The sequence below is a fragment of the Ligilactobacillus saerimneri DSM 16049 genome, from assembly GCF_000423265.1.
GTDB lineage: Bacteria > Bacillota > Bacilli > Lactobacillales > Lactobacillaceae > Ligilactobacillus > Ligilactobacillus saerimneri.
This window is the reverse complement of the sequence record NZ_AUHQ01000009.1, coordinates 33,748-58,949: the sequence shown is the minus strand read 5'-3', so window position 1 is coordinate 58,949 and position 25,202 is coordinate 33,748. Positions and strand designations below refer to the sequence as shown.

The window sequence follows — 25,202 nt, the reverse complement described above, 5'->3', positions numbered from 1 at the left end:
TGAGAACGTGATTTTTCTTCACTCTAGTTTACATAATATGTATTATCGAAAGTGGAATTAAAAAACAAAAATAGCAAGTGTATTAACACTTGCTACATTAAGTATATACAATTAGCAGATTCCGCACATCCCAAGGATAATCCCCAGTACCATGATACCTAGCATTACCCAGTTAACGTTGACTTTCTTGTTTCTAATTAACCAGAAAGATACTAAGGTTACTGCCAGAGGCACAATGCCAATAAATAACTGATCCAAGTATGTTTGAATCTTCATAGCTTCTTTGCTACCTTTGACGGATACTTGTAAGATAGTTTGGAACTTAACATTAGAAGCTGTCATACTTCCCATCATCATCAAACCAAGGATACTAGAAACTTTGGTCAAGATCTTCATCCCACCAGATTCATACATCCGTTCAATGAAGTTGGCACCAACTGAATAACCACCATATAAAGCATAATAATGAATAATAAAGGCTGGAATATTGTATAACAGTAAGAATACAATGGCACCTAACGGTGAACCAGTGCTTGCTAATGAAATCCCAATTCCGGCAGCAACAACTCTAAGAATTCCCCAGAAGAATGAGTCACCAATCCCGGACAATGGTCCCATCAGTGAAGCCTTAACAGCAGTAATAGAACTAGTATCAAAATCTGGATCTTCACTATTCTTTTTTTCCATCGATGCCACTAACCCCATAATGAAGTTGTTAATGTGCATGGTGGCGTTAAACCAGGTAGTGTGCCGTACGATTGCTTCAGCACGATCTTCTTTTGTCTTATAGAATTTGTTAATTACTGGAAGTAAGGTATAAATAACTCCCAATGCGTGGTATTGTGTGGCCCCAGTTCTGCTGGCATTCATTGTCCATGAGCGCCAAAAGACAGACCGCATCATTTTTCTTTCATCTGGGCTTAAATTCTGTGTGTATTTCATGAGAAAAAGTCCTCCTCTTCCTCTTCTGCAGTCATAGCAGTCTTATTAGCAGAACCTGCTACCCCTTCAGAAGCCATTTTGTTGAAACGAATTTCGCTTTGTGCAACAGCTACACAAATAACAATCCCTAAGGCAGCTACTGCAACAGCTGGTAATTTCACATATGCAGTTAAGATAAAACCTAAAAGATAATAAACAGCCAGTTTGTTATCCCACAAGAGCTTCATCAGCATTGCAAACCCAACGGCTGGCAATAAGCCCCCAGCGGCATTTAAACCATTCATTACGTTTTGTGGAATTGTCTTAACGAATTCGTTAACAGGACCACTTCCAGCATAAATACCAATAAATGAAATTGAAGAAATGATTACGTAGTAGATAATCCATGTGCCATAGTGAAGAGCAACAATTTGCTTTTCTTTCCCTTCACGAGCAATTTTATCTAAAACTGGTGCGAAGATGTTCATGAAGACGTTTTTCAAGAACATAACCACGAATGCGGCTAACATCCCAACAGGAATAGCCAATGTCAAGGCAGCGCTAGTGCTGACCCCAGATGTAATTGCAAACGTTGTTGAGATAACGGATGCAGTAACTGGTTCAGCCGCAATGACACCACCAATGTTGACATTACCCAGGAAGATGGCTTCTAGAGAAGCCCCCATTAAGATCCCGGTACGCATGTCCCCCATTAAAAGTCCGGTTACAAGTCCAACTACTAATGGACGTTCCATCATACTTTGTCCTGTCAGATAATTTCCAGCAAAACAAATAAAGACTGCCAAGGCAGCCAATAGTGCGTTAGTTAACATACACTTTAACCTCCCCTAAAAGTTAATAGCGATTTATTTGTTCTTTAAAGCTGATGCCAAACTCTGCTTTTGGTTGCTAGGTAGAACTTGGTTATATGTTTCTACCCGAGTCAGAGCAGCTAGTTCCTTAGCTGCTTGCAGTTCGTCCGGATTTAGCTGAACGCTAGAAAAGACCATCGTCTTAGTCTTAGGATCAGATTTATCAAAACGACCAGCATTAGCAACATTGACTGCTTCAATGTCTTGAACATTTTGAGCAATCTTGTTGGCGTCAGAAACACTGTTTACGATACCAAAGATCCGTTTGTCCTTTCCCCGCGGATCATTAAAGATCTTGATTGCATCATCAACAGAACGAATTAACAGTTTCGTTCCTGTTGGAACAGCCATCTTTAAAGTCATTTGCATAACTTTATTTTTAGCGGCGTTGTCATTAGCAACAACCAGTAATGGTGTATTTAACTCTTTTGTCCATACAACAGCGACTTGACCGTGAATTAAACGATCATCAACTCTTAATTGTGCTAACATATTTAGTCCCCCTATAACTACTATATATTAAGCAAAAAAGTCATCATCTTGCTCGTCTTCAGGAAGGCTTGTTTCAACAAGCTGAACTTGACACTCTGCAATCGTATTATTGATTACTGTCGGTGTCAGCTTCATTCCTTCAGGAAGCATCATCAATGACAAAATAATTGCTAGGTTGGAGTTAGAGATAACAAAGATATTATCTTTCTCCAATGGCACAAGTTGCGTAACGACTTTTTGATTAACACTGCCCCCAAATAAATCAGTGAAAATCAAAGCTTGTTCATCGTCAGCAACACTGGCGATGAAAGCTTGGATCTTTTCCGTATAATCTGAGTCATCGACATAAGCATCAATCGTGGCCAAGTTTGCACCCTTCCCCGTCAGGATGTCGATGGAACTACGAAAACCAGATGCTAGCTTTCCGTGTGTTGCTACTAGGTATTTCATTTTCATCCCCCCTTTTTGTTAACGATATTATTATATATTTTCATAGGAATATATGCAAACGCTTTCTTAGATGACAATAAATAATTTTTTAAAACGTTACCACATGTGGCGTGGACGCCAGTCTTACGGTAAAATAAATAAGTTATGCTGTAATTAAAGGCAGGTGGTACTGTGTTTCCAATTTGTCGGAAACTTCATAACAAATCTCCGATTGGCAGTTACTATGCCAATTAAATAAAAAACTTAAGGGAGATTGTTTATGTTAGACGAAAAACAAAATACTCATTACATGAACTGGATTGTTATTGCATTACTTGATTTTGTGACGATTATTAGTTTCGAAAACATTTTTTATCCGTTCCAAAATCAGGGATTATCAGTAGTTATTTCGTGGATTTTCTTACTGTTTACTTATGTCATCCCCTACGCCCTGATCGCAACGCAATTAGGATTAACCTTTCAAAATCAAGATGGTGGGTTAGCATCCTGGATTAGACGGGGAACACATAGTGATCTTTTTGGTTACATTACTTCATGGATGTACTGGACGCAAACCATCCCCTACCTTGTTGATGTATCCAACTCGGTAATTGTTTCTCTATCCTGGATCATTTTGGGTAATGATAGCTTGGGACAGCGGATGTCGACTTTCACCTTCGGGATGCTAACTTTTGCGATCATTTTATTCTTTATTATTTTTGAAAATCTGTTTCGGGACTCACTTGAAGTTCTCTCGATTATCGGGGGCGGGGCTATGTTCTTGATTTCGGTCTTGTTTGTATTCATGACCGTTTGGGCATTGACACATGGAGCACATCCAGCTACACATCTCAGCCTGCATGCCTTCAAGCCCAGCTTTAGCCTTCACTACTTTTCTACCACAGGCCTGCTAATCTTTGCTATGTCTGGTGCTGAATTGGCCGCACCATACATCAGTAAGATGCGCAATCCTAAACGAGAATTTCCTAAAGCAATGTGGCTTTTGGCCATTATGACAGGTTTTATTACTATCTTTGGGACTTTGGCTTTGTCAGTTTTCTTTGATGCTAACCATATCCCTAGTGACTTTAAGATGAACGGACCATACCGTGCGTTCCACCTTTTAGGCGAACAAGTTGGCCTGGGCAAGTCTTTGATGTACCTGTTTGCGTTTGTGCAACTTTTCTTCATGCTGGCACAGTTAGCGATCTTAATTGATGCTGCTTCGCGTGTTTTTGCATCCGATACCGCAACTAAATATATGCCGACATGGTTGACTAAGAAAAACAAAGATGGTCGTCCAGTGCATAGTTATACTTTAACTGCAGGCATTAGTTTGTTATTGTTACTTTTGAGTGGGACACTGCCAAATATCAACGCTATTTATAACTGGTTACTCAACTTAAACGGGATTGTTTCGCCATATAAAACTGCGTTAGTCTTCGTTGCCTTTTTAGCTATTCGTTGGCATGAAGGTGAGTTCAATTCAGATTATGTATATATCAGCAATCGGCGCGGAGCATTGGCTGTTGGCTGGTGGTGCTTCATCTTTACTTTCATTTGTGCAACGATGGGCTTCATCCCCCAAGATGCAGCCGTGGGAACCCATGCCTTTAACCACCAATTATTGATGAATTTCTTAACTGTTGGTTTCTTGATTGTGCTAGGCTTCCTATTACCATATTTACGAAAATTAGAAATGAAAAAGGAAGCATAGGTTAATTCAATATTTGATATAAAAACAGGAGACGATTAAAATGTCGTCTCCTGTTTTGTTCTTAATTACGGAAGGATTTCACAAAGTTTATTAAATTAATGAGCCGGCACTCCACTAACGATTGTATTATCCGCAATAGTAGCGCGCACAACGCTCCCAGCTTTTATTAAACAGTTCGCCCCGATCGTTGTTCCTGGAACAATGGTACATCCCGTTTCAACGATGGTGTTGTCACCAATAGTAATAGGCAACTCACTGCACCAATGTTGGGCACGCTTTTCCGCATCAAAAGCATGATTAGAAGTATAAATCCCTACATTATCACCTAAAGTAACATTATCGCCGATTACTACGCGGTTACAATCAATAATCTTCAAATTTTTCCCGGCGTGGAAATTGTTGCCAATATGAAGATTAAAACCAAATTCAGTGATAAACCCATAACCAACCGTAAAATTAGTGCCACATGTAGCAAATAAAGCCTGTAACCATTCATAATGGGGTTCTTGGGTCAAGTAGGCTTGGTTGAATTGCCGACAGACAGCATATGCATAGTTTCGTGCCTGTTCAATCAACGGATCGTAATCGTAGTACAGTTCCCCAGTATTAGTGATAGCTTTGACATGTTCAATTTCTGCTGCTGTTAATCTCTGCATTTAAATCCCTCCACTAAAAGCGTAAAATAATGAATGAGGTGTTTTCACATGAAGTTCGATAATAAATTAATGAACGCTGCCCAACAAATCTTACATCAAAAAGAATTTAAGCGCCAGGCGCCAGAGCTCTTACAGTGGCAAGCGGTAGTTGATCAGGCTTGCGCACAGTATAACCAACAAATCAACTTAAACCGTAAGTATGATTATGCTTTACTCCGTCAGTTATTAGCCACCGTAGGGACGGATCCATTTGTAGAATCCAATTTTTGGTGTGCGTGTGGCTTCAATATCACTTTTGGCGATGAAGTCTTCTTCAATCATGACGTAATCGTCAACGATTATGCTCCAGTTACATTTGGTAATCAAATAAATATTGCTCCGCGAACAATTTTTGAAACGCTGGTCTATCCGCAAGCAGTAGCTGAACGTAACCAAGGTCTAGTTACTGCCAAATCCATTACGGTTGAAGATGGTGTCTGGATTGGAGCAAATACAACAATTACTGCGGGAGTAACCTTAGGAAAGAATGCTATTATCGCAGCGGGGAGTGTGGTTACCACTGATGTTCCACCGCAAACTCTATATGCTGGGAACCCTGCAAGACTTATCAAACATTTGTAATTAACGGTGACGTCACTGATAGCTTTCAGGGACGTCTTTTTTATTACAGTATTTAAAGCACCCTTGCATAATAATAAATATACAAAAACAGGAGCCCTCAACAGCGCTCCTAGTTTTAATCTTATTGTGGATATGAGTTGATCACAGACTTCTTCTTATTCCAGAAAAAGACTTTTGCCACTCCAGTGATCTTGGACCTTTTGACAAAACCATAGTAGCGACTATCGTTAGAAACACTCCGGTGATCCCCCAAAACAAAGTATTCACCCTTAGGAACGGTAAAAATGTGCCCCGTACCCAAAGTAACATCTTTAGCAGCTGGTAGTTGCAAGTCGAGGGTGCCACTGGTTTGTTCTTTTTTAGAAATATAGCTTTGTGATTGGCGGTGCCCATTAACGTAAAGTTGACCATTACTCTTGTACTCGATCTGGTCCCCCGGCATCCCAATCACCCGCTTTACGTACTGGGTTGACTTAGCTACTCCAGGGCGTTTATCAACACCATAAGCGTTGAAAATAACTACTGAATTACGCTTAATTGATGCTGTTTTGAGTTCAACAATGCGTTCGTTATTTTGTAAGTTAGGATACATTGAACTACCATCAACACGTACCGTAGTAATCCAAAAAGTTTTGATGACCATTGCGATCGCAAAACCTACTAAGATGGGAATCACCCAACTCAAGATTTCTTTTGTTTTGTTCATTGAACTTTCCACCTCTTTATCGATGCGAGAATGCTTATTCTTCGATATCGCGCATCCAACCTAAGGCCATGGCTTTTTCTCCTAAGTGACAACCAATAACCGGACCAAAATATGTTACTGAGATCCGCAAATTAGGGAATTGCTCTTGTAAGCTATCCCGCCACTCATTGGCAGCTTTTTCGTTATTGGCATGAATTACAAACAAATGCACGGGATAGTCTGTCTTTTCTAACTGTTCAATGAATAAACTTTCTACCCGTTTTTTAGCCCGTTTCATCGATCTAACTTTATCAAAAGCAACAATTTTATTGGTATCATCGTCAAATGTCAAAATCGGCTTGATTTTGAGCATAGTTCCGATAAAGGCAGAGGCGTTGGAAAGACGGCCACCCTTAACTAAATTTTGCAAGTCATCCACTAAGAAGTATTCGTCAACAGTACTCCGAAGTTCATCAAGATGGGCAACAATACTATCAATATCCATGCCCTTGGCTGCATCTTGTGCTGCTGCCACGGCTAATTCACCCATCAGGCGAACAGTAATGCCTGAATCATATGGAATCACCTTAATTCCTTCAATCTGGCTAGCAATGTTTTGCAAATTACCCACTAATCCAGAGATGGTTGCAGCTAAATGAATGCTAATGACGGCTTCATAACCTTCATCCCGTAAATCTTCATACAATGAAATCATTTCACCCAAAGGTGGTTGTGATGTTGACGGTAACTCAGGTGATTGGGCTAATAAGGAGTAAAATTCCTCAGTAGTGATGTCGACGCCTTCTTCATAAGTTTTTTCGTTCAAGATAAAAGGAATCGGAACGACCCGAATATCATATTTTTGAATAAGTTCTTCTGGTAAATAGGAAGTACTGTCTGTTACAACAGCAATTTTCATTGGTTACACCCACTTCTAAAAATTATATAAAATACTATACCATACTCACTGGAGCCCTACATAGTAAACTAATAACTTCGTTAAAACTTAAAGGGTCCGTTGGAGGCTGGTATCAAGCCTGTTCAGGAGAATTTTTAATAGATTGTATTCTTCTTCTGTCCAGGGTGAAAAAATCTTTTGAGTTAAAACTTGGTAATCATGATTCATCTGTTCAAAAGCACGTTTACCTGTTTCGCTGATTGAATAACTAATCGTCTTACGGGTTTGGGCGTTAGCTGACGGAATCTTTTCTTTTTTTAGAAAATTCTTAGCAGTTAGACGCGCCAATTGCCGGCTTAACGTCGAAACATCCAAACTTGTATTGGAAGATAGTACACTTTGGGTGTTTTCGCCCCCAACAATTCTTTTCAACAATTGCCATTCAGAAATGGTTAAATTATTAGCCCGTGAAAGGCTCTGTAATTTACGGTGAAGGAATCGCTCCACTTCAACTAAACTATCCAAAGGCTCTAGCATTGTAATCTACCCTCCTATGGAGTTATATGTATAATACAATTTACATTATTCATTATGCTCTGACTTGTTGGTATTTGCAATAGGCAATAAACTATCAAACCAGGGTTTTTCTTACCCAAACTAATATTTAAGCATAAAAAAGACACCCGTAATGGATGTCTTCTACAGAAATGACGGGAGTTGCACCCGAGTCCATCAGCTAAAAGCTGTGCTTTCCTCCTAAGCTACATTCCTTACTTTATATCTTCCCATACCTTAATTGACGAAGTCAATCATTACCACTTTTTTGATTTGGCAACAAGGGTTTCTTTCATCATGCAAATAACCCCAAATACACGGGCTTTAGTTACCAAATTTCTCGTCCTTGTGGCTTGCCCCAATCGTACTCGTTTTTATTTTCTTCAAAATATCTATCGGTATCAAATCCAACAAATAATTTTTCTAATGCTTCTAAGGAATTTGTCTGCGTTTCTTTTACTCTGCTATTCATTGCTTCACCCCACAAAATACTTCACAGCGAAATATGCAATTATGATTACTCCAACAACACCAAAAATAACTTTTCCTGCTTTGTTTAACAAGTTGTTCACTCTGTCCATTTAATCTTTTAATCCTCCATTTTAACTCTGGCAGGTTTGCTAGATTAACTATAAGTGCTCGCCTAGAACTTTTCGCAATTTATATACTGGTGCATGGTATTACCGTAATTCTTCTAAAGCATAAACAATTAGTTGAGGTAAGATGTAAAAGTCATACCTCTTTACCATTTCATTATACTATAATTATGAAATGCACGGGCTGACGTAGCTAGCATAATTCGAACAAAGTAATGAACAATGAATATTATGATAGCTTGAGAAACTACAAAAATCATACGATTATTTTACAATTCAACCCAATTTTTACCATGATTAAGTGGTCTATCCACCTGAAAGAACTGTTTTTTGGTAGAATATACTCATGACATTATAATTTAAGGAGGTTAAGTATGATATTTGATGGTATTTTTACCCATGCAATGGTCAATGAATTGGCCGAACAATTAACCGGAGGCCGGGTAACTAAGATCTCACAACCCTATCCGAACGAAGTGATTTTGACGATTCGATCTAACCGTCAAAACTATCCTTTACTTTTATCTGCTAACCCTAGTTATGCACGGATCCAAGTCACCCAGATCCCATTTACCAACCCTCCTGTACCAACCAACTTTACAATGACGCTCCGCAAGTATTTGGAAGGAGCAAAATTAGTAGAGGTTGCGCAACTAGCCAATGACCGTGTTGTTAACTTGACTTTTAGTACTCGAAATGACCTGGGGGACCAGATGCCTTTGTGCTTAAGCATCGAAATTATGGGACGACATAGTAATGTAATCCTAATTGATGTTAATCGCCAACGTGTTATTGACGTTATCAAGCGAATCGGGATGGACCAAAACCGGTACCGGACTCTTTTACCAGGGGCTGCATACAAGCAACCTCCTGCCCAAGGTAAAGAAAATTTATTTACAACGACGGCAGAAACATACCGCCAATTAGTTCAGATGTATCCCAATCGAGAAATGCTTGGCCAAGCATTAAGCCAGACATATCAAGGGTTGGGTAAAGATACAGCCTTGTATTTGGCAGATCTTTTTCACTCTGTGGCTGATCCACAACAAGCAGTTGCTGAGTTTATCAACCAAGTCAATCATCCCACCCCGCTGCTCTGTAAGGAAGGCAGCAAAATCAATTTTACCTTGTTTAAACAAGAGTATTATTGGCAAAAATTTGCTAGTTTAAGCGCCTTATTGGATGAATATTATCGGCATAAAGCCACGTTAGATCGGGTCCAACAGCAAGGAGCTTACCTGATTCACACGGTAAAAAATGAGCTCAAGAAAAATAAGCGTAAACTCAAGAAGCTTCAAAAGGAGTTTCAAGCAACCGAGAATGCAGAGAATTTCAAGATCAAAGGCGAAGTACTGACCACGTATTTGTATCAAGTGAAAGCTGGTAGCGATACAATCACGCTCCCTAATTACTATGCAAATAACGCGCCACTACAAATCGCCCTCTCCAAGCGACTTTCCCCTTCCCAAAATGCGCAACGCTATTTTAAGAAATATCAGAAACTCAAGAATGCCGTTCAGCATCTTACGGAACAGATCAGACTTACTCAGGAAGAAATCGCGTATCTGGACCGTATCCTGGCTCAAATCGAACTGGCAACCCCTGGGGATTTGCCAGATATTAAGGTTGAGTTGCAAGAGCAAGGCTATATCCAAAAGGATAAGCAAGCCAAACGTAAACGTCCCCACAAGCTCAGTAAACCGGAACGTTTCCATGCTAGTGATGGGACGCCAATCTTGGTCGGAAAAAATAATCTTCAAAATGATCGATTAACTCTCAAAACTGCACGGAAAAACCATTACTGGCTCCACGTGAAGGATCTACCAGGGTCTCATGTGATTGTAGAGAGTGCAGAGCCAAGTGAAGCAACGTTAGTGGAAGCAGCTACCATTGCTGCTTATTATTCCAAGGCCCGCCTATCAGCGAATGTACCGGTTGATTATGTAAGAGTTAAAAACATTCACAAACCTAATGGTGCCAAACCAGGCTTTGTAATCTACACGGGACAAAAGACTTTATTTGTTACTCCAGAAGAAAAAGAAGTTTTAGCATTACAAAATTAAAAAAACGTGCTAAGCATTGGATTTAATCCAGTTACTTAGCACGTTTTTCTATTGTTAAGAGGTCAAATTATCAATTTGCGAACAGTAGCAATAGCCCCCTGTGTTTCTTCATCCAACACGAATGAACCATTGGAATGTTTATCAGAAATAGAATAATCAGCAACAATTACGTTTATATTGGCTCCATCGACAGTCTGAATGAGCACTTGATCATGACTAGTGATACTATCCATAAAGATCACCTTGTGCGGGCGCGTCTTGAGTGGACGGAGTACTTTAATGCCACGAATGGCGCGATTCTTTAGCTCAACCTCACTAACTTTCATTCGTTTGAAGGCACCGCGTTGGGTTACCATAGCAACCTGATCATCCTCTTGGACGAGAGCTGCCCCAGCAACAAAATCATCATCTTTAAGATTTACTGCCTTGACCCCGGCGGCTTTGGCACCACTAACAGGAACATCCGTCAACTGATACCGTAAACCATAACCTGCATGCGTCACAACAAAGGCCTGCTTTGTAGCTAAATCTGCTTCAGGAACATATGTTGCCAAGATAACTTCATTGTCTTCGCCTTTCAAGTTGATGTACTTGCTAGCGCGAGAACGGTAGGTTTTTCCTGGTTTCATATCAGTAAAGTCGGTTTGCTTAATGTTGCCTTGTTTACTTGCAAAAACAAACCGTCCTTTTTGTTGTAAGTCAGCAAAGCAAAAGGCTGTCAGAATGCTTTCGTCACTATCTAGTCCAACTGTTTGTGAAAGGTGTTCTCCAGTATCCTTCCACTTAGTTTCAACTAATTCATGGACAGGGCGATAAATCATATTACCCTTGTTAGTGAAGATCAGTAAGTGTTGGAGTGTATTAACGGTTTCTTCAAAAATTGGGTAGTCAACTTCTTTTAAGCCATTTTCAGCCGGGTCCGAGGCCTTATAAGAACGAAGAGAGGAACGTTTGATATAACCATCATGTGAAATTAACACTTTGACCTCTTCGTCAGCCACCGTAACGCTCGTTGCGATCTTGAGTGACTGTACTTCTGCTTGAATCTCAGTTTTTCGGGGCGTCCCGTACTGTTTTTTGACAGCCAGGAGTTCCGTTTGGATGACCTGATCCAACTTGTTAGCGTCACCCAGGATGCTTTGGAAGCGTTGGATTTTAGCCTGCAAGTCAGCTGCTTCCTGTTGTAAAGCAGTAATGTCAGTGTTGGTTAAACGATAGAGTTGGAGCGAAACGATGGCTTCAGCCTGCTTATTGGTAAAGCCAAATTCCGCTACTAAGTTATTTTGAGCATCTTTTTTATTTTCAGAAGCCCGAATAACACGAATTACATCATCAAGGATCGACAAAGCTTTAATCAATCCACTAACAATATGTTCCCGTTCCTGCGCTCGTTTTAAATCAAACTGAATTCGCTTGGTAGTTACAATCCGGCGGTGGTCAATATAAGCCTGCAAAATTTGTTTTAAGCCAACATGTTCAGGCCGCTTATTGTTGATTGCCACCATGTTGAAGTTATAAGAAACTTGTAAGTCTGTATTTTTGTATAAGTAGTTTAAAATCCCCTGTGCGTCGGCATTCCGCTTGAGTTCAATAACAATTCGCAAGCCTTCACGGTCAGATTCATCACGGACTTCAGCCAAACCTTCGACCTTTTTGAGGAGACGAATTTCATCGATCTTTTTGACTAAGCCAGCTTTATTGACTTCATAGGGGATTTCAGTAATCACGATTTGTTGCTTACCACCCTTAATAGGCTCGATGGTTGTTTTCGATCGGAGAACAGCACGTCCCCGTCCTGTCTGGTAAGCTTTCTTGATTCCGTCAAGTCCCTGCATGATGCCCCCGGTTGGAAAATCAGGTCCCTTAACAAAAGTCATCAGCTCATCTAAAGATGCTGCTGGATGTTTCAATAAGTGGATGGCGGCATCAATTGTTTCACTCAGATTATGGGTTGGGATCGCAGTCGCATAACCAGCCGAGATCCCCGTGGCCCCGTTGACCAATAAGTTGGGGAAACCTGCCGGCAAAACGGTAGGTTCATACTCAGTATCATCGAAATTTAGTACCATATCGACGGTTTTTTTGTCGATATCGCGGAGCATTTCGGTAGCAATCTTAGACAAGCGAGCTTCTGTATACCGCATAGCAGCCGGTGGATCACCATCCATAGACCCATTGTTACCATGCATTTCAATCAGCGGTTCGCGCAGTTTCCAATGTTGACTCAGACGAACCATTGCTTCGTAGATGGAACTATCACCATGCGGATGGTAGTTCCCCATGACATTCCCTACTGACTTAGCAGATTTACGAAATGGCTTATCAAAAGTATTGCGGTCCTCGTTCATCGCAAATAAGATCCGGCGTTGCACAGGCTTTAAACCATCACGGATGTCGGGTAAAGCCCGCTCTTGGATGATGTATTTAGAATAACGGCTAAAGCGTTCGCCCATAACCATTTCCAAAGAGAGTTCTTGGATCTTCTCTTGGTTGTTAGTCATCTATGCTCACTCTTTCTATAAAATTAATAATTTTTATTTTGACGTAATTTTTCATCAATGGCAGCACTATCCGTCAAGCCATGAGCTTCTTCAGCGATAGCATTATCCAAAAGGCTACCTTCTTCTTCTAAAGTAAACTTAACGTTTTGTTCGATCCATTTACGCCGGGGTTCAACCTTGTCTCCCATCAAAGTGGTTACCCGCTTTTCAGCTAAGGCAGCATCATCGATGGTCACCCGTACTAAGGTCCGAGTGGCAGGATTCATCGTTGTTTCCCAAAGTTGATCGGCATTCATTTCACCTAATCCCTTGAAGCGTTGGAGTTGATAGCCTGTACCTAACTCATTAATTGTTTGTTCGAGTTCACCATCGGTCCAGGCATAGCGTACAGACTGCTTTCCGTGGGTATTTTTTTGCAATTTATACAAAGGTGGCAATGCAATATAAACCTTACCGCTCGTCAGCATTGGTCGCATGTATTTGTAGAAAAAGGTCAGCAAAAGAGTTTGAATATGTGCCCCGTCATTATCAGCATCCGTCATGATAATAATCTTGTCATAGTTAGCGTCCGCAATATTAAAGTCGGGTCCAACGCCAGCACCAATGGTATAAATCATGGTATTAATTTCTTCATTCTTGCTGATGTCTTCAAGACTTGCCTTTTCAGTGTTTAACACCTTACCCCGCAATGGTAAGATTGCTTGGAACTTTCGGTCACGTCCTTGCTTTGCAGAACCACCCGCTGAATCGCCTTCGACAAGGAAAAGTTCATTTTTCTTAGCATTTTTAGATTGCGCTGGAGTTAACTTACCGGAAAGAAGACGTTCTTTCTTTTTGTGTTTCTTACCACTTCGGCTGGCATCGCGAGCTTTCCGAGCTGCTTCCCGCGCCTCGCGGGCTTTTATAGCTTTGCGGACTAAGTCTTGAGCAAATTCGCCATTTTCCATCAGGTAGTAAGTTAACTGCTTGTTGACGATATTGTCAACCACTTGGCGCGCCTCGGCTGTACCTAGTTTTCCCTTTGTTTGGCCTTCAAATTGAAGGAGTTTTTCAGGAACACGGACCGAAACTACTGCTGACAGTCCTTCACGGACATCAGAACCTTCGAGATTCTTGTCACTTTCTTTAAGCAGTTTTACCTTCCGTGCGTATTCGTTGAAAGCTTTAGTCCACGCAGTTTTCATACCTACTTCATGCGTACCACCATCCTTAGTTCGGACATTGTTAACAAAGGAGAGGATGGTCTCGGTGTAGCGGTCATTGTATTGGGCAGCAACTTCAACTTCGATTCCGTCTTTTTTGCCTTCGAAATACATGATACTGCCGATAGTATCCTTATCTTCATTTAAGTAGGTAATGAATTCTTTGATGCCTTCATCAAATTGGAAGATCTCTGCTTGCCCTGTTCGCTCATCAGTAAGAGTAATTTTTATCCCTTTAAGTAGAAAAGCTGATTCCCGCAAGCGTTCAGCTAGAACAGAGAATTTGTAATGGGTAGTCGAGAAGATAGCTGGGTCAGGTTTGAAGGTTACGGTTGTGCCGCTCTTTTTTTTCGTCTTTCCGATCCGCCGTAATGTGCCAACCGGTTGCCCACCATTGACGAAATCTTCTTCGTATTCCACACCGTCACGGACAGTATTAACAGTTAGTTTAGTCGACAAAGCATTTACAACCGATGCCCCTACACCGTGGAGGCCACCAGAAGTTTTATAGTCCCCTTGACCAAACTTTCCCCCTGCATGGAGAACAGTAAAAATCACTTCAACAGTAGGAATCCCTGTTTCATGCATCCCAACAGGCATTCCCCGACCGTTATCAACCACGGTAATTGCATCATCTTTGTGAATTACAACATTGATTTCTTTACCATATCCTGATAATGCCTCATCAATTGCGTTATCAACTATTTCATAGACCAAATGATGAAGCCCCTTAGAGTCAGTGGAACCTATGTACATTCCGGGGCGCTTACGAACAGCTTCAAGTCCCTTTAGAACTTGAATTGAATTATCATCATAATTTGGTGTAGTCATAAATTGAAGCCCCTTTATTATTAATTTTGAGAACTAATCAATAGTATATAAAAAAGATTAATTCGTAAAGTCTTAATATTTATTATAACATAGCGAATGTATGTTCTAAAATCGATATTTGCCAACCGCTTAGGTCATCTTGTGATAGAATTGTACTATTGGTGTTTTTATCAATAAGAACACTGATAGTGACCGACTGTCTGATGTCAGAAAAAGTCGGGCTCGTGGTGTTTTTTCAAAGGAGAAATTAATAGCACTGTTAACATTCTATTTAATTAGTAAAAGTTACTGGCTCTGTACGTAACTTATTAAAGGAGGCTACTCACTTTATGAGTATCGATCTAAAAATAATCATTATGATTATTATTGGATATCTACTGGGATCAATCCCTTCAGGAGTATGGATCGGAAAGTATTTTTTTAATAAAGATATCCGTAACTACGGTAGTGGGAATATGGGAACAACCAACACTTTTCGTGTCTTAGGCAAAAAAGCTGGTATTACTGTTTTGCTTTTGGATATGTTAAAGGGTAGTTTGACCGCTTTACTTCCCTTTTTCTTCGGCGTTCATGTCAATGCTCTGTTAATCGGTTTATCTGCGATCTTAGGTCATGCTTTCCCAATTTTTGCAGGGTTTAAAGGGGGTAAAGCCGTAGCAACTAGTGTTGGGGTTTTACTCGTCTATAATCCCCTCTTCTTTGTCATTGCATGGGCATTCTTTTTAACTACCCTTTATTTGACAAGCATGGTTAGTGTAGCTAGCATGGTAGGTTTCACCTTACTAAGTATCGTATCCTTTTTCTTCCAAGACCGTCTGCTGACAACAGTTGCAGTGGTATTAACTATTTTTGTTTTTATTCGTCATTGGAGCAACATCGAGCGAATAAAGAATGGGACCGAAAACATGGTACCGTTTGGGTTAGGTTACAAAAAAAGGCATAACTAAAAAAAGATCATTTAGTGAATTTGTATCACTGAATGATCTTTTTTATTCGCTTAATTCTACTTCAAAATATAGCGCTCCATAGCCTGAGCAACACCATCATCATCGTTGGATGGTGTCAAAACATCAGCAGTCTTTTTGACCAGGTCATTCCCGTTAGCCATTGCCACGCCGATACCGGCTTTTTCTAGCATAGTTAAATCATTGTTCTGGTCGCCAATAGCCATGGTTTCAGCGGGGTCAATTCCTAAATACTCACATAAATCCATTAGGGCATTCCCCTTGGAAGCATCTTTATTCATGAATTCAAATGACCATGATCCTGTTCGCACAGCATAGTAGTCGGTTAAGATTTCTTTAGGAAGTTGACCGCCTAACTTACTAATGCGAGTAGGATCGTCAACAAACATGATCTTAGCAATTTCAATATCAGGACTAATCAGATCTGCGGGACGATACTTAATTTGCATGTTGGTATTAAAAGCATCACGCACTGTATACTTGCTGATATTAGCTGAAGTTGTGAAAATTTCAGATTTTAACGTTACAACTTGCATCCCAAAACCGAGTTTTTGGGCTAAGTCATGAAACTTAACAAAATCATCATAGCCCAACGGATGCGTCTTGATCACTTTAGTGTTAGTGACGTTGGATGATTTAGCTCCATTGAACGTGATCACGTAGTTGTCGTGGTCTGTTAAGCCTAATTTCTTTAGGTGAGGCATCACCCCACTAACAGGACGGCCTGAACATAAAACCACATGCACACCCATTTGTTTGAGTTTTTCGACTGTTTCAATTGTCCGGTATGAGATTTTTTTGTCACTATTCAACAAAGTACCGTCAATATCACTAGCTACTAACTTAATTTGCGCCATTTCTAGTCCTCCGAATATATGCTTTTCCATTTTAATCTATCAAAAACTTGCCCACATAACAATGATTCTAATAAGACACTCAGAAAAACCTGCTAATTATTAGAGGGATTTTTTCAAAGAATAAAAAAACAGGAAACTAACCAATGCTAGTTTCCTGTAAAAATTTAACTATCAGCCTAGGAGCTGGGTTTTAGTCCATTGATAAATATGCAGCCACAACGTTTTCAACTGTGAATCCATATTCAGCTAAGACCTTTTCACCTGGTGCGGATGCGCCAAATTCGTCAATTCCTAGGGATTTGCCGGCAGTGCCAACAAATTCACCCCAACCAAATGTGGAGCCTGCTTCGATGCTCAAACGCTTAGTAATAGTAGCTGGCAATACACTGTTACGATATTCTGCACTTTGGGCTTTGAAGCGATCGAAACTTGGCAGTGACACAACGGAAACCGCGTGACCTTGAGCAGCCAATTCCTTTTGAGCAGCTAAAGCCAAGTTAACTTCTGATCCAGTTGCCAACAAGATCCCTTCTTGGGTACCTTGAGCAGGTGAAACAACATAACCACCCATGCGCATTCCTGCCAAAGCATTAGCAAAGTTTTGTGGTAATGTTGCTAAGTTTTGCCGACTTAAAACAAGAACAGTTGGCTTATCAGTTGTTTCAAGTGCAGTTAACCAAGCTGCTGATGTTTCATTTCCATCAGCTGGGCGAAGAACTTGCACATTTGGCATTGCCCGCAAGCTTGCTAATTGTTCAATCGGTTCATGAGTTGGGCCGTCTTCACCGACAGCAACAGAATCGTGAGTCAAAACATAGATTGCTGGGATGTGTTGCAGGGCTGATAAGCGAATTGCTGCCCGCAAGTAATCCGTAAATACAAAGAAAGTTCCGCCAAAGACCCGTGTTCCACCATGAAGTAAGATCCCGTTCATAGCGCAAGCCATTCCAAATTCACGTACCCCGAACCAGATGTTCCGGCCAGCATATGAATCTGGTTGGAAGTCACCACTACCAGAGATCATAGTCTTGTTAGAACTTGAAAGATCAGCTGCCCCACCCCAGAGATTATCCATCTCTTGAGCAATAGCATTGATTGCATTTGCACTTGCAGCCCGTGAAGCAATACTTTCAGTAGTGTATGTTGGTACAGCGCTAGCTAAGTTAGCTGGTAATTCGTTTGTAAAGGATGCCTTGAATGCTTGGGCCAATTCTGGATATTCAGCAGCATATTTAGCAAACATTTCGTTCCAAGCAGCTTCTTGTTGAGCGCCGGCTTCAGCAATATCACGTTTGAAACGTGCATATACTTCATCAGGAACTGTAAATTCTGGATAATCCCAGTTTAAAGCGGCCTTAGTTTCCTTGACACCTTCAGCGCCTAATGGTGCACCGTGGACAGCATTAGTCCCCGCTTTAGGAGCCCCAAAGCCAATAACAGTCTTAACTTCAATTAAAGTAGGCTTGCTTGTTTCTTGCTTAGCTTCTTCAATAGCAGCATTAATTGCAGCGAGATCATTGCCATCTTTAACCACAATGTGTTGCCAACCATAAGCTTCAAAGCGTTGCCCTACGTTTTCAGTGAAAGCAGCAGATGTTGGGCCATCAAGAGAGATATCATTTGAGTCGTAAAGAGCGATCAACTTCCCTAATTTAAGGTGCCCTGCCAATGAAGCTGCTTCATGGGAAACACCTTCCATTAAGTCGCCATCACCGCATAAAGTGAAAGTATAGTGGTCCATTACAGGGAAGTTAGGCTTATTAAACTTAGCAGCTAAATGAGCTTCAGCCATTGCCATCCCCACTGCCATGGAAATCCCTTGGCCTAAAGGACCAGTAGTAGCTTCGACCCCATCAGTGTGACCATATTCTGGGTGACCAGGGGTCTTGCTTTGCCATTGTCTGAAATTCTTGAGATCATCAATTGAAACTTCATAGCCAGCCAGGTGTAACAAACTATAAAGCATAGATGAACCGTGACCAGCAGACAGGATAAAACGGTCGCGGTTAACCCAATTCAGATGGGTTGCAGGATTAATATTCATTTGCTTAGCCCAGAGGACATAAGCCATAGGGGCAGCCCCTAATGGTAACCCCGGGTGACCAGAGTTAGCCTTTTGAATTGCATCGATACTAAGTGTTCTAATAGCATTAACGCTTAATTCATCAATTTTATCAAACACGGAAATCTCTCCTTACAATAGTGATAGCTATTTGCCTATTCGAATCTACTATAAACTAAAATGAACGAGGTTACCAGCAATATTAGTAGGAAGGCAGGAAATTCCCTGTGTCTTAATATATTTTGTTATAGGTTAAAGTAACTTTTTATTATGAATTTAGTTTAAAATAAGACCAACCTGTGTATACAAAAAGAGCCAACCCCTCCGGCTGACTCTGTAATGTTTATAAAATATAGCGGCTAAGATCCTTGTCTTTAACAATATTGCCGATCTTCTCAGTAACATATGCTTCAGTTACCGTAATCTCGCCCATTTCCATATCTGGTCCCTCATACAGAATATCTTCTAATAATTTTTCAAGAATCGTATGCAAACGCCGGGCACCGATATTTTCAGTTTCGTGATTTACTTGGTAGGCAATTTGTGCCATCTTGTGGATTGACTCGATAGTAAACGTCACTTTGATGTTATCTGTGCCAATCATAGCTATATATTGCTTAATCAATGCGTTATTTGGTTCTGTAAGAATCTTTACGAAATCTTCTTCAGTCAAATCATCTAATTCAACCCGAATTGGGAACCGCCCTTGCAATTCTGCGATCAAATCACTTGGTTTAGATTCATGGAAAGCCCCTGAAGCAATAAATAAGATATGGTCGGTATTAACCAGCCCATACTTTGTCTTGATCTGTGATCCTTCCACAATCGGCAAAATGTCTCGTTGAACCCCTTCGCGGGAGACACTTCCGTTATTATTACTGTTCTTAGAAGTGATCTTATCAATTTCATCGATAAAAATAATGCCTGTATTTTCAGCTTTCTTGATAGCTGCATCCGCCAAATCGGCACTGTTGACTAATTTAGCTGACTCTTCTCGGATTAAATATTCGCGGGCTTCAGCTACTGTCATAGTCCGTTCAACTTTCTTTTGGGGCATCATAGCGCCCAAAGTATCGGACAAATCTATCCCCATCTGTCCTAGCATTCCAGCTTCATTTTTAAACTTTTGACTAGGATCATCAACCAATAGTGTCACTTCTTGCTGTTCTAGTAAGCCATTTCGTAACTGCTCAGCCACGGACATTCGTTGATTCTTGATTTCATCCGTTACAGTTCCTTCATCTTCTTGATTTTTTGCTCCCATCCAGGGATTTTGTCCATTCTGGATACTTTGCTGCATTTCTTGCATCATCTTGAAGAAATCATTGGTTGAATTACTATTTGCATTTTGCTTTTGTGCCGGAACCAAAAGCTTGACTAGGCGGTTATTGGCTTTCTTGAGAGCTTGCCCCCGAACTTCCTTATACATAGACTTCTCAACCAACCCGTATGCAACTTCAACCAAGTCCCTAACCATTGATTCAACATCCCGGCCCACATAGCCTACTTCAGTAAACTTAGTTGCTTCCACCTTAACAAACGGTGCATTAACAATTTTAGCTAAGCGACGTGCAATTTCTGTCTTCCCTACCCCAGTAGGTCCAATCATCAAAAGGTTCTTGGGTGTGATCTCGTCCTGCAAGTCTTTAGCTAACTGTAACCGCCGATATCGGTTGCGTAAGGCCACGGCAATGGCTTTTTTAGCTGCTGTTTGTCCAACAATAAACTGATCTAATTCAGCAACAATTTGCTTTGGCGTTTTATCAATTGGATTCATCGTATCCCATCCTTTGTCTGTTTATAGCGTCTCACTAATAATGTTGTGGTTAGTGAAGATATCAATATCGCCTGCTATCCCAATAGCTTCTCGAGCAATGTCTTCGGCGGACATAGTAGCAGCATGGCGGACCATGGCTTTAGCGGCTGCTAAAGCGTAATTGCCACCTGATCCAATGGCCAAAATCCCATCGTCTGGTTCGATAACTTCACCTGATCCAGAAACCAACAGTAAGTTATCTTTATCCATTACAATTAATAATGCTTCTAGCTTCTGTAATGTTTGGTCACTTCGCCATTCTTGAGCTAACTCGACCGCAGCCCGTTGGAGGTTACCACTATACTCATTCAGCTTTTTTTCAAAACGTTCTTCTAAATTAAAAGCGTCAGCAACGCTACCGGCAAAACCTACTACTACATTGCCATTGTAAATCCGTCTAACCTTTTTGGCGGTCCCCTTCATAATTACTTTTTCACCCATCGTTACTTGACCGTCTCCAGCCATAGCCGTATGTCCGGCATGCTTTACCGCACAAATAGTGGTTGCATGAAATGATACGCTCATATATATTCCCCTTTCTGGTTACTTTCGTTTAAAATATTTTTGATAATCACGTTGCAAGTGTTCAGTTGTGATGTGGGTATATATCTGGGTAGTCGATAAGCTACTGTGACCCAGTAACTCCTGCACACTACGCAAATCAGCCCCGTTGTTCATCATATGGGTTGCAAAAGTGTGACGCAGTTCGTGGGGGTGAATACTTGTTGTCAACGAACTACGTTCAATAATCTTCTGCAAAACATATGTTACTCCTGCAGCTGTTATTGGATCCCCATAGTGGTTGATGAAAACATAGTCATGTTCCTTGTGATACTTCTGCATCACTGGTGCACGGTAAGTTTGAAAATACTTCTGCAATGCCTCCGCACAATAACTACCAAAGGGAACATACCGCTCTTTGTTTCCTTTCCCATGCAACAGCATAGAATGAGTATTAAAGTCAATTGCTGCCAGGGTCAGACCAGTACACTCACTGACCCGCATCCCAGTCCCATACAAGGTTTCTAACAAAGCACGGTCGCGAGTCAATACTGGATCATCCCCAGTAGTAGCATCGAAAAGTGCCTGCATCTCTTGCATATAAAAGAAACGTGGCAGACTCCGTGGTTGGCGCTTCAATTGGACATAAGCAAACGGATTATCCTGGCAATAGCCGTTTTTGTCCAGAAAATGGTAAAAGGACCGTAAACTTGATACCATTCGTGAAACGGTCGTTATTCGATAATGCTGGTCATATAAATAACTCATATAAACATGGACATCAAATTTACCAACATTAGCAAAAGAACTACTACCACCATTAGCCTGCAAAAAATCACTGAAGTGTTTAATATCCTTCAGATAAGCCGTAGCAGTATTGTCTGAGTATTGGCGCTCAACCAATAGATAACGTTTAAATTCATTAAGCCACTCTTTTTCCATGAATTCACCCACTTTCTAGTCATTTTCTAACTTTGGTCAAGGTTAGTCAAGAAAATAATAAGCCCTTTTAACTTTTTTAAACACCACTTAACAAACGTTTGTTCGCAAACAATTATAACATATCCAGATTACAAATTAAAAAACATGGAGTGGCTTCACTTCCATGTTTTTAGACATTATTTAATTTTCCTGCAATGCTTCTTCGTAGTCACCATTAGGACATTTAACTTGCATTCCTTTCTTGGTCTTTTTGTAGATCAAGAAATGCTGACACCGTGGACAGTCGCGTCCAACTGGCTTATCCCATGAAACAAAGTCACAGTCAGGATAGCGCGAACAACCATAGAAAGTCCGGTTCTTCTTGGACTTGCGTTCAACAACGTCGCCTTTATGACATTTTGGACAAGTAATTCCAATCTTTTTAATAATTGGCTTAGTATTCCGACAGTCTGGGAACCGACTGCAAGCATAGAACTTTCCAAAACGGCCTAATTTAATTACCATCGGTGCACCACAAATGTCGCAATCAATGTGGGCTGGCTCATCTTTAATCTTAACCTTTTCGAGCTTTTTCTCTGCTGTTGCGACTTCCTTAGCAAACGGTTGGTAGAAGCTATCAATAACTTTAATCCACTCTTGTTTACCATCTTCAATTTCATCTAACTTGCTTTCCAAGTCAGCTGTAAACGCAACATTCAAGATATCAGGGAAACAATCTTCGATCATTTTATTGACAATTTCCCCTAATTCAGTTGGTTCAAACTTACGGGTAACTAACCGCACATAATAACGTTTTTGAATAGTGCTCAAAGTTGGTGCATAAGTTGAAGGACGCCCAACCCCATTGCTTTCCAATGTTTTAATCAACGTTGCTTCAGTATAGCGGGCTGGTGGCGTTGTGAACAATTGGTTGGGACTAGTTTTAACCAACTCTACTTCGTCGCCTTCATTGAGTTCAGGGAGAATATTATCTTTGTGCTTTGAAACAGTGTATACCTTACTAAAGCCCGGAAACTTGAGTTTTGACCCATTAGCCCGGAAAGTAACGCCATTTTGAGTAATATCAACCGTCATCGTATCGTAGACCGCTGGCGTCATCTGTGAAGCAACAAAACGCGACCATATCAATGAATAAAGCTTCATCTGGTCTTTGCTTAGGTACTTTTCAAGTTCCTGTGGTGTCCGCATCACTGAAGAAGGCCGAATAGCTTCGTGGGCATCCTGAGCCCCTTCAGGTAACTTCCCTTTGCGTGGACTATTAGCTGCATATTTTGCCCCTAAGTTTTCATGAATATAGGTGGCCGCCTCATGCTTAGCCACAGAGGCAATCCGTGTTGAATCCGTCCGCATATAAGTAATCAACCCTACTGTTCCGGACCCGATATTGATACCTTCATACAGCTGTTGGGCAACCATCATCGTTTTGGCTGTTCTAAACTTCAAGATATTGTTAGCCGCTTGTTGCATGGTGGAAGTAGTAAACGGTAAGGGAGCTTGTCGCTTGCGTTCCTTGCGTTTGACGGTGGCAACGGTAAATGGTTGTTGCTTATCAATCCGTTGTAAAACTGTTTGAACATCCTCATTGGCGTGAAGTTTCTTCAGAGCACCATCCAGATCATGATAATCGGCTGCAAACTTAGTTTTACCCTTCTTAAACTCACTATCAATCTTCCAGTATTCTTCTGGTTTAAATTCTTTGATTTCGCGTTCCCGCTTGATAATCAAGTTTAAAGCGATAGATTGCACCCGCCCAGCTGACAGGCCTTTTTTGATTTTAGCCCATAGTAATGGCGAGATAGAATAACCTACCAAGCGGTCTAAAACCCGCCGTGCTTGTTGGGCATCAACCAAATTCATATCAATTGAACGGGGATTCTTAAAGGCATTTTTAACGGTGTCTTTCGTAATTTCGTTAAAGACAACCCGGTTTTTTCCGTTTGGATCCAATCCTAAAAGATAAGACAAGTGCCAAGCGATAGCTTCCCCTTCACGGTCCGGGTCAGATGCCAAGTATACATGGGCTGCCTTTTTGGCTTCCTTGCGTAGCTCTTTAATTACGTCGCCCTTGCCACGAATAGAGATATAATGTGGTTCGTAATCATTTTCAATATCGACCCCCATCTTGCTCTTAGGAAGGTCGCGAATATGGCCTAAACTAGCCATTACTTTGTAGTGTGAACCTAGATACTTGCCGATCGTCTTAGCTTTGGAAGGTGATTCGACAATAACTAGATTCTTCCGAGGTTTTTTACGTTTCTTTTGGGTCGTTGGCATTAACCCAACTCCTTTTCTTTCTTTAATAATTTTAATCAATGTTCAAATCGATATATATCGTATGGATTTACCCGTCTTTTGTCAAGCATGCCCCCTCAATTATATGTTAGTTTTCTTCGCGCTGGCGCCCAAATTCCAGATACTCGTTGGCCTGATCTTGCAGCTCGTCCATACTTATGAGAGTCAGTTGATAGTCCGTCTTTTCCTGTTCAATGTAACGTTTGACATACTTAAAATCATACTGCGATTTGCCCGGATACTGGGGATCATAAATCAGCAGGCACCGATCAGTATGCTCCACCATAAATTGCTGGTACTGCCGTAGTTGCTGGGGATTATTATAGGGAGCCTGAACTACTGCTTCATTGAAGTCCACTTGACGCCGTAAATCTGCCAGGTGGAGTTGCTTATTCTCCTGCCACCTATTCCCAAAATCTAAAAATGGTTCCATCAAGGCCACTTTTAACTCCGAATATTCTTTTTTCATTGCTAAGGCAGTTTCGACAGCCCACTGTTCAACTCCTAACTGTCCCCCTGTAAGAACCCATTCCAAGCCCTCATCTAACTGATCAGCCAGAGCGTTGCGCAAAACATATTTAATCACCTCAATTTTTTCGTCTTTTTCCTGAAAGACTCCCAGCTCATAACTTCGATAACCAGTAATCCATAACCGCATCAAGGTTCCTCCTTTGAATATTATTAATTATTACATTTCAAAAACATCGTTCTCATCATAACAAAAATCA

General features: G+C 40.9%; 22 protein-coding genes. 4 read left to right on the top strand and 18 right to left on the bottom strand.

Going from position 1 to position 25,202, the window contains the following annotated elements; genetic code table 11:
- Positions 1–111: 111 nt before the first annotated feature.
- From G541_RS0103660 to G541_RS0103645, 4 genes are read right to left on the bottom strand one after another with little or no spacing between them, the layout of a single operon-like run.
- Positions 112–942: a PTS system mannose/fructose/sorbose family transporter subunit IID gene (locus G541_RS0103660; RefSeq protein WP_009554403.1), complete on the bottom strand. Its 831-nt coding sequence runs from the start codon at positions 940–942 to the stop codon at positions 112–114.
- Positions 939–1,754 (bottom strand): PTS mannose/fructose/sorbose/N-acetylgalactosamine transporter subunit IIC, encoded by an 816-nt coding sequence (locus tag G541_RS0103655; protein ID WP_009554401.1) that lies wholly within the window; start codon positions 1,752–1,754, stop codon positions 939–941. The genes G541_RS0103660 and G541_RS0103655 overlap by 4 nt, the downstream gene beginning before the upstream one ends.
- Before the next feature lie 33 nt (positions 1,755–1,787).
- Positions 1,788–2,285: a PTS sugar transporter subunit IIB gene (locus tag G541_RS0103650; RefSeq protein ID WP_027826542.1), complete on the bottom strand. Its 498-nt coding sequence runs from the start codon at positions 2,283–2,285 to the stop codon at positions 1,788–1,790.
- A gap of 27 nt (positions 2,286–2,312) precedes the next feature.
- Positions 2,313–2,741 carry a PTS sugar transporter subunit IIA gene (locus tag G541_RS0103645; RefSeq protein WP_027826541.1) on the bottom strand — a complete coding sequence of 143 codons (429 nt, stop codon included), beginning with the start codon at positions 2,739–2,741 and terminating at the stop codon, positions 2,313–2,315.
- Between the two features lie 253 nt (positions 2,742–2,994).
- Here G541_RS0103645 and G541_RS0103640 point away from each other — a divergent pair, with 253 nt between their 5' ends.
- Positions 2,995–4,431, top strand: a complete 1,437-nt coding sequence (locus G541_RS0103640; RefSeq protein ID WP_027826540.1) for an APC family permease — start codon at positions 2,995–2,997, stop codon at positions 4,429–4,431.
- 95 nt (positions 4,432–4,526) lie between these two features.
- Here G541_RS0103640 and G541_RS0103635 read toward each other — a convergent pair whose 3' ends face one another.
- The gene (locus tag G541_RS0103635; protein ID WP_009554393.1) at positions 4,527–5,087 is read right to left on the bottom strand and encodes a DapH/DapD/GlmU-related protein; all 561 of its coding nucleotides are present in this window, start codon (positions 5,085–5,087) and stop codon (positions 4,527–4,529) included.
- 48 nt (positions 5,088–5,135) lie between these two features.
- Here G541_RS0103635 and G541_RS0103630 point away from each other — a divergent pair, with 48 nt between their 5' ends.
- Positions 5,136–5,708 (top strand): sugar O-acetyltransferase, encoded by a 573-nt coding sequence (locus tag G541_RS0103630; RefSeq protein WP_027826539.1) that lies wholly within the window; start codon positions 5,136–5,138, stop codon positions 5,706–5,708.
- A 121-nt stretch (positions 5,709–5,829) separates the two neighbouring features.
- Here G541_RS0103630 and lepB read toward each other — a convergent pair whose 3' ends face one another.
- From lepB to G541_RS10385, 4 genes are all read right to left on the bottom strand, one after another.
- Positions 5,830–6,414 (bottom strand): signal peptidase I, encoded by a 585-nt coding sequence (gene lepB, locus G541_RS0103625; RefSeq protein ID WP_009554389.1) that lies wholly within the window; start codon positions 6,412–6,414, stop codon positions 5,830–5,832.
- Between the two features lie 34 nt (positions 6,415–6,448).
- Positions 6,449–7,312 (bottom strand): DegV family protein, encoded by an 864-nt coding sequence (locus G541_RS0103620; RefSeq protein ID WP_009554387.1) that lies wholly within the window; start codon positions 7,310–7,312, stop codon positions 6,449–6,451.
- A gap of 87 nt (positions 7,313–7,399) precedes the next feature.
- A complete protein-coding gene (locus G541_RS0103615) occupies positions 7,400–7,828 on the bottom strand; it encodes a MarR family winged helix-turn-helix transcriptional regulator (RefSeq protein WP_009554386.1) in 429 nt (142 codons plus the stop codon).
- 346 nt (positions 7,829–8,174) lie between these two features.
- Entirely contained in the window at positions 8,175–8,318 is a 144-nt protein-coding gene (locus G541_RS10385) for a hypothetical protein (RefSeq protein ID WP_155824482.1), read from the bottom strand.
- Positions 8,319–8,816: 498 nt separating this feature from the next.
- On the opposite strand from G541_RS10385, the gene G541_RS0103600 reads away from it, so the two are divergent.
- A complete protein-coding gene (locus tag G541_RS0103600) occupies positions 8,817–10,505 on the top strand; it encodes an NFACT RNA binding domain-containing protein (protein WP_027826538.1) in 1,689 nt (562 codons plus the stop codon).
- 62 nt (positions 10,506–10,567) lie between these two features.
- Here G541_RS0103600 and parC read toward each other — a convergent pair whose 3' ends face one another.
- On the bottom strand, positions 10,568–13,006 hold the full coding sequence (gene parC / locus G541_RS0103595; protein ID WP_027826537.1) for a DNA topoisomerase IV subunit A: 2,439 nt from the start codon (positions 13,004–13,006) through the stop codon (positions 10,568–10,570).
- Between the two features lie 23 nt (positions 13,007–13,029).
- Positions 13,030–15,039 carry a DNA topoisomerase IV subunit B gene (gene parE, locus G541_RS0103590; RefSeq protein WP_027826536.1) on the bottom strand — a complete coding sequence of 670 codons (2,010 nt, stop codon included), beginning with the start codon at positions 15,037–15,039 and terminating at the stop codon, positions 13,030–13,032.
- A gap of 335 nt (positions 15,040–15,374) precedes the next feature.
- Here parE and plsY point away from each other — a divergent pair, with 335 nt between their 5' ends.
- Entirely contained in the window at positions 15,375–15,986 is a 612-nt protein-coding gene (plsY, locus tag G541_RS0103585; protein ID WP_027826535.1) for a glycerol-3-phosphate 1-O-acyltransferase PlsY, read from the top strand.
- A 56-nt stretch (positions 15,987–16,042) separates the two neighbouring features.
- Here plsY and G541_RS0103580 read toward each other — a convergent pair whose 3' ends face one another.
- From G541_RS0103580 to G541_RS0103550, 7 genes are all read right to left on the bottom strand, one after another.
- A complete protein-coding gene (locus G541_RS0103580; RefSeq protein WP_009554376.1) occupies positions 16,043–16,861 on the bottom strand; it encodes a Cof-type HAD-IIB family hydrolase in 819 nt (272 codons plus the stop codon).
- Between the two features lie 190 nt (positions 16,862–17,051).
- Positions 17,052–19,043: a transketolase gene (gene tkt / locus G541_RS0103575; RefSeq protein ID WP_009554374.1), complete on the bottom strand. Its 1,992-nt coding sequence runs from the start codon at positions 19,041–19,043 to the stop codon at positions 17,052–17,054.
- Between the two features lie 223 nt (positions 19,044–19,266).
- On the bottom strand, positions 19,267–20,700 hold the full coding sequence (gene hslU, locus G541_RS0103570) for an ATP-dependent protease ATPase subunit HslU (protein WP_027826534.1): 1,434 nt from the start codon (positions 20,698–20,700) through the stop codon (positions 19,267–19,269).
- A 21-nt stretch (positions 20,701–20,721) separates the two neighbouring features.
- Positions 20,722–21,264 (bottom strand): ATP-dependent protease subunit HslV, encoded by a 543-nt coding sequence (gene hslV / locus G541_RS0103565; RefSeq protein ID WP_009554371.1) that lies wholly within the window; start codon positions 21,262–21,264, stop codon positions 20,722–20,724.
- Between the two features lie 18 nt (positions 21,265–21,282).
- Complete coding sequence (xerC, locus tag G541_RS0103560) at positions 21,283–22,182, bottom strand: tyrosine recombinase XerC (RefSeq protein WP_027826533.1); 900 nt, start codon at positions 22,180–22,182, stop codon at positions 21,283–21,285.
- 180 nt (positions 22,183–22,362) lie between these two features.
- Entirely contained in the window at positions 22,363–24,456 is a 2,094-nt protein-coding gene (topA, locus tag G541_RS0103555) for a type I DNA topoisomerase (protein WP_027826532.1), read from the bottom strand.
- A 106-nt stretch (positions 24,457–24,562) separates the two neighbouring features.
- Positions 24,563–25,135, bottom strand: coding sequence for an SLOG family protein (locus G541_RS0103550; RefSeq protein ID WP_338086451.1), 573 nt, complete (start codon positions 25,133–25,135; stop codon positions 24,563–24,565).
- Positions 25,136–25,202 lie beyond the last annotated feature (67 nt).

Coding starts and splice junctions, on each gene's coding strand:
- G541_RS0103660 (WP_009554403.1), bottom strand. CDS start 942: ATGAAATACACACAGAATTTAAGCCCAGATGAAAGAAAAATGATGCGG.
- G541_RS0103655 (WP_009554401.1), bottom strand. CDS start 1,754: ATGTTAACTAACGCACTATTGGCTGCCTTGGCAGTCTTTATTTGTTTT.
- G541_RS0103650 (WP_027826542.1), bottom strand. CDS start 2,285: ATGTTAGCACAATTAAGAGTTGATGATCGTTTAATTCACGGTCAAGTC.
- G541_RS0103645 (WP_027826541.1), bottom strand. CDS start 2,741: ATGAAAATGAAATACCTAGTAGCAACACACGGAAAGCTAGCATCTGGT.
- G541_RS0103640 (WP_027826540.1), top strand. CDS start 2,995: ATGTTAGACGAAAAACAAAATACTCATTACATGAACTGGATTGTTATT.
- G541_RS0103635 (WP_009554393.1), bottom strand. CDS start 5,087: ATGCAGAGATTAACAGCAGCAGAAATTGAACATGTCAAAGCTATCACT.
- G541_RS0103630 (WP_027826539.1), top strand. CDS start 5,136: ATGAAGTTCGATAATAAATTAATGAACGCTGCCCAACAAATCTTACAT.
- lepB (WP_009554389.1), bottom strand. CDS start 6,414: ATGAACAAAACAAAAGAAATCTTGAGTTGGGTGATTCCCATCTTAGTA.
- G541_RS0103620 (WP_009554387.1), bottom strand. CDS start 7,312: ATGAAAATTGCTGTTGTAACAGACAGTACTTCCTATTTACCAGAAGAA.
- G541_RS0103615 (WP_009554386.1), bottom strand. CDS start 7,828: ATGCTAGAGCCTTTGGATAGTTTAGTTGAAGTGGAGCGATTCCTTCAC.
- G541_RS10385 (WP_155824482.1), bottom strand. CDS start 8,318: ATGAATAGCAGAGTAAAAGAAACGCAGACAAATTCCTTAGAAGCATTA.
- G541_RS0103600 (WP_027826538.1), top strand. CDS start 8,817: ATGATATTTGATGGTATTTTTACCCATGCAATGGTCAATGAATTGGCC.
- parC (WP_027826537.1), bottom strand. CDS start 13,006: ATGACTAACAACCAAGAGAAGATCCAAGAACTCTCTTTGGAAATGGTT.
- parE (WP_027826536.1), bottom strand. CDS start 15,039: ATGACTACACCAAATTATGATGATAATTCAATTCAAGTTCTAAAGGGA.
- G541_RS0103580 (WP_009554376.1), bottom strand. CDS start 16,861: ATGGCGCAAATTAAGTTAGTAGCTAGTGATATTGACGGTACTTTGTTG.
- hslU (WP_027826534.1), bottom strand. CDS start 20,700: ATGAATCCAATTGATAAAACGCCAAAGCAAATTGTTGCTGAATTAGAT.
- hslV (WP_009554371.1), bottom strand. CDS start 21,264: ATGAGCGTATCATTTCATGCAACCACTATTTGTGCGGTAAAGCATGCC.
- xerC (WP_027826533.1), bottom strand. CDS start 22,182: ATGGAAAAAGAGTGGCTTAATGAATTTAAACGTTATCTATTGGTTGAG.
- topA (WP_027826532.1), bottom strand. CDS start 24,456: ATGCCAACGACCCAAAAGAAACGTAAAAAACCTCGGAAGAATCTAGTT.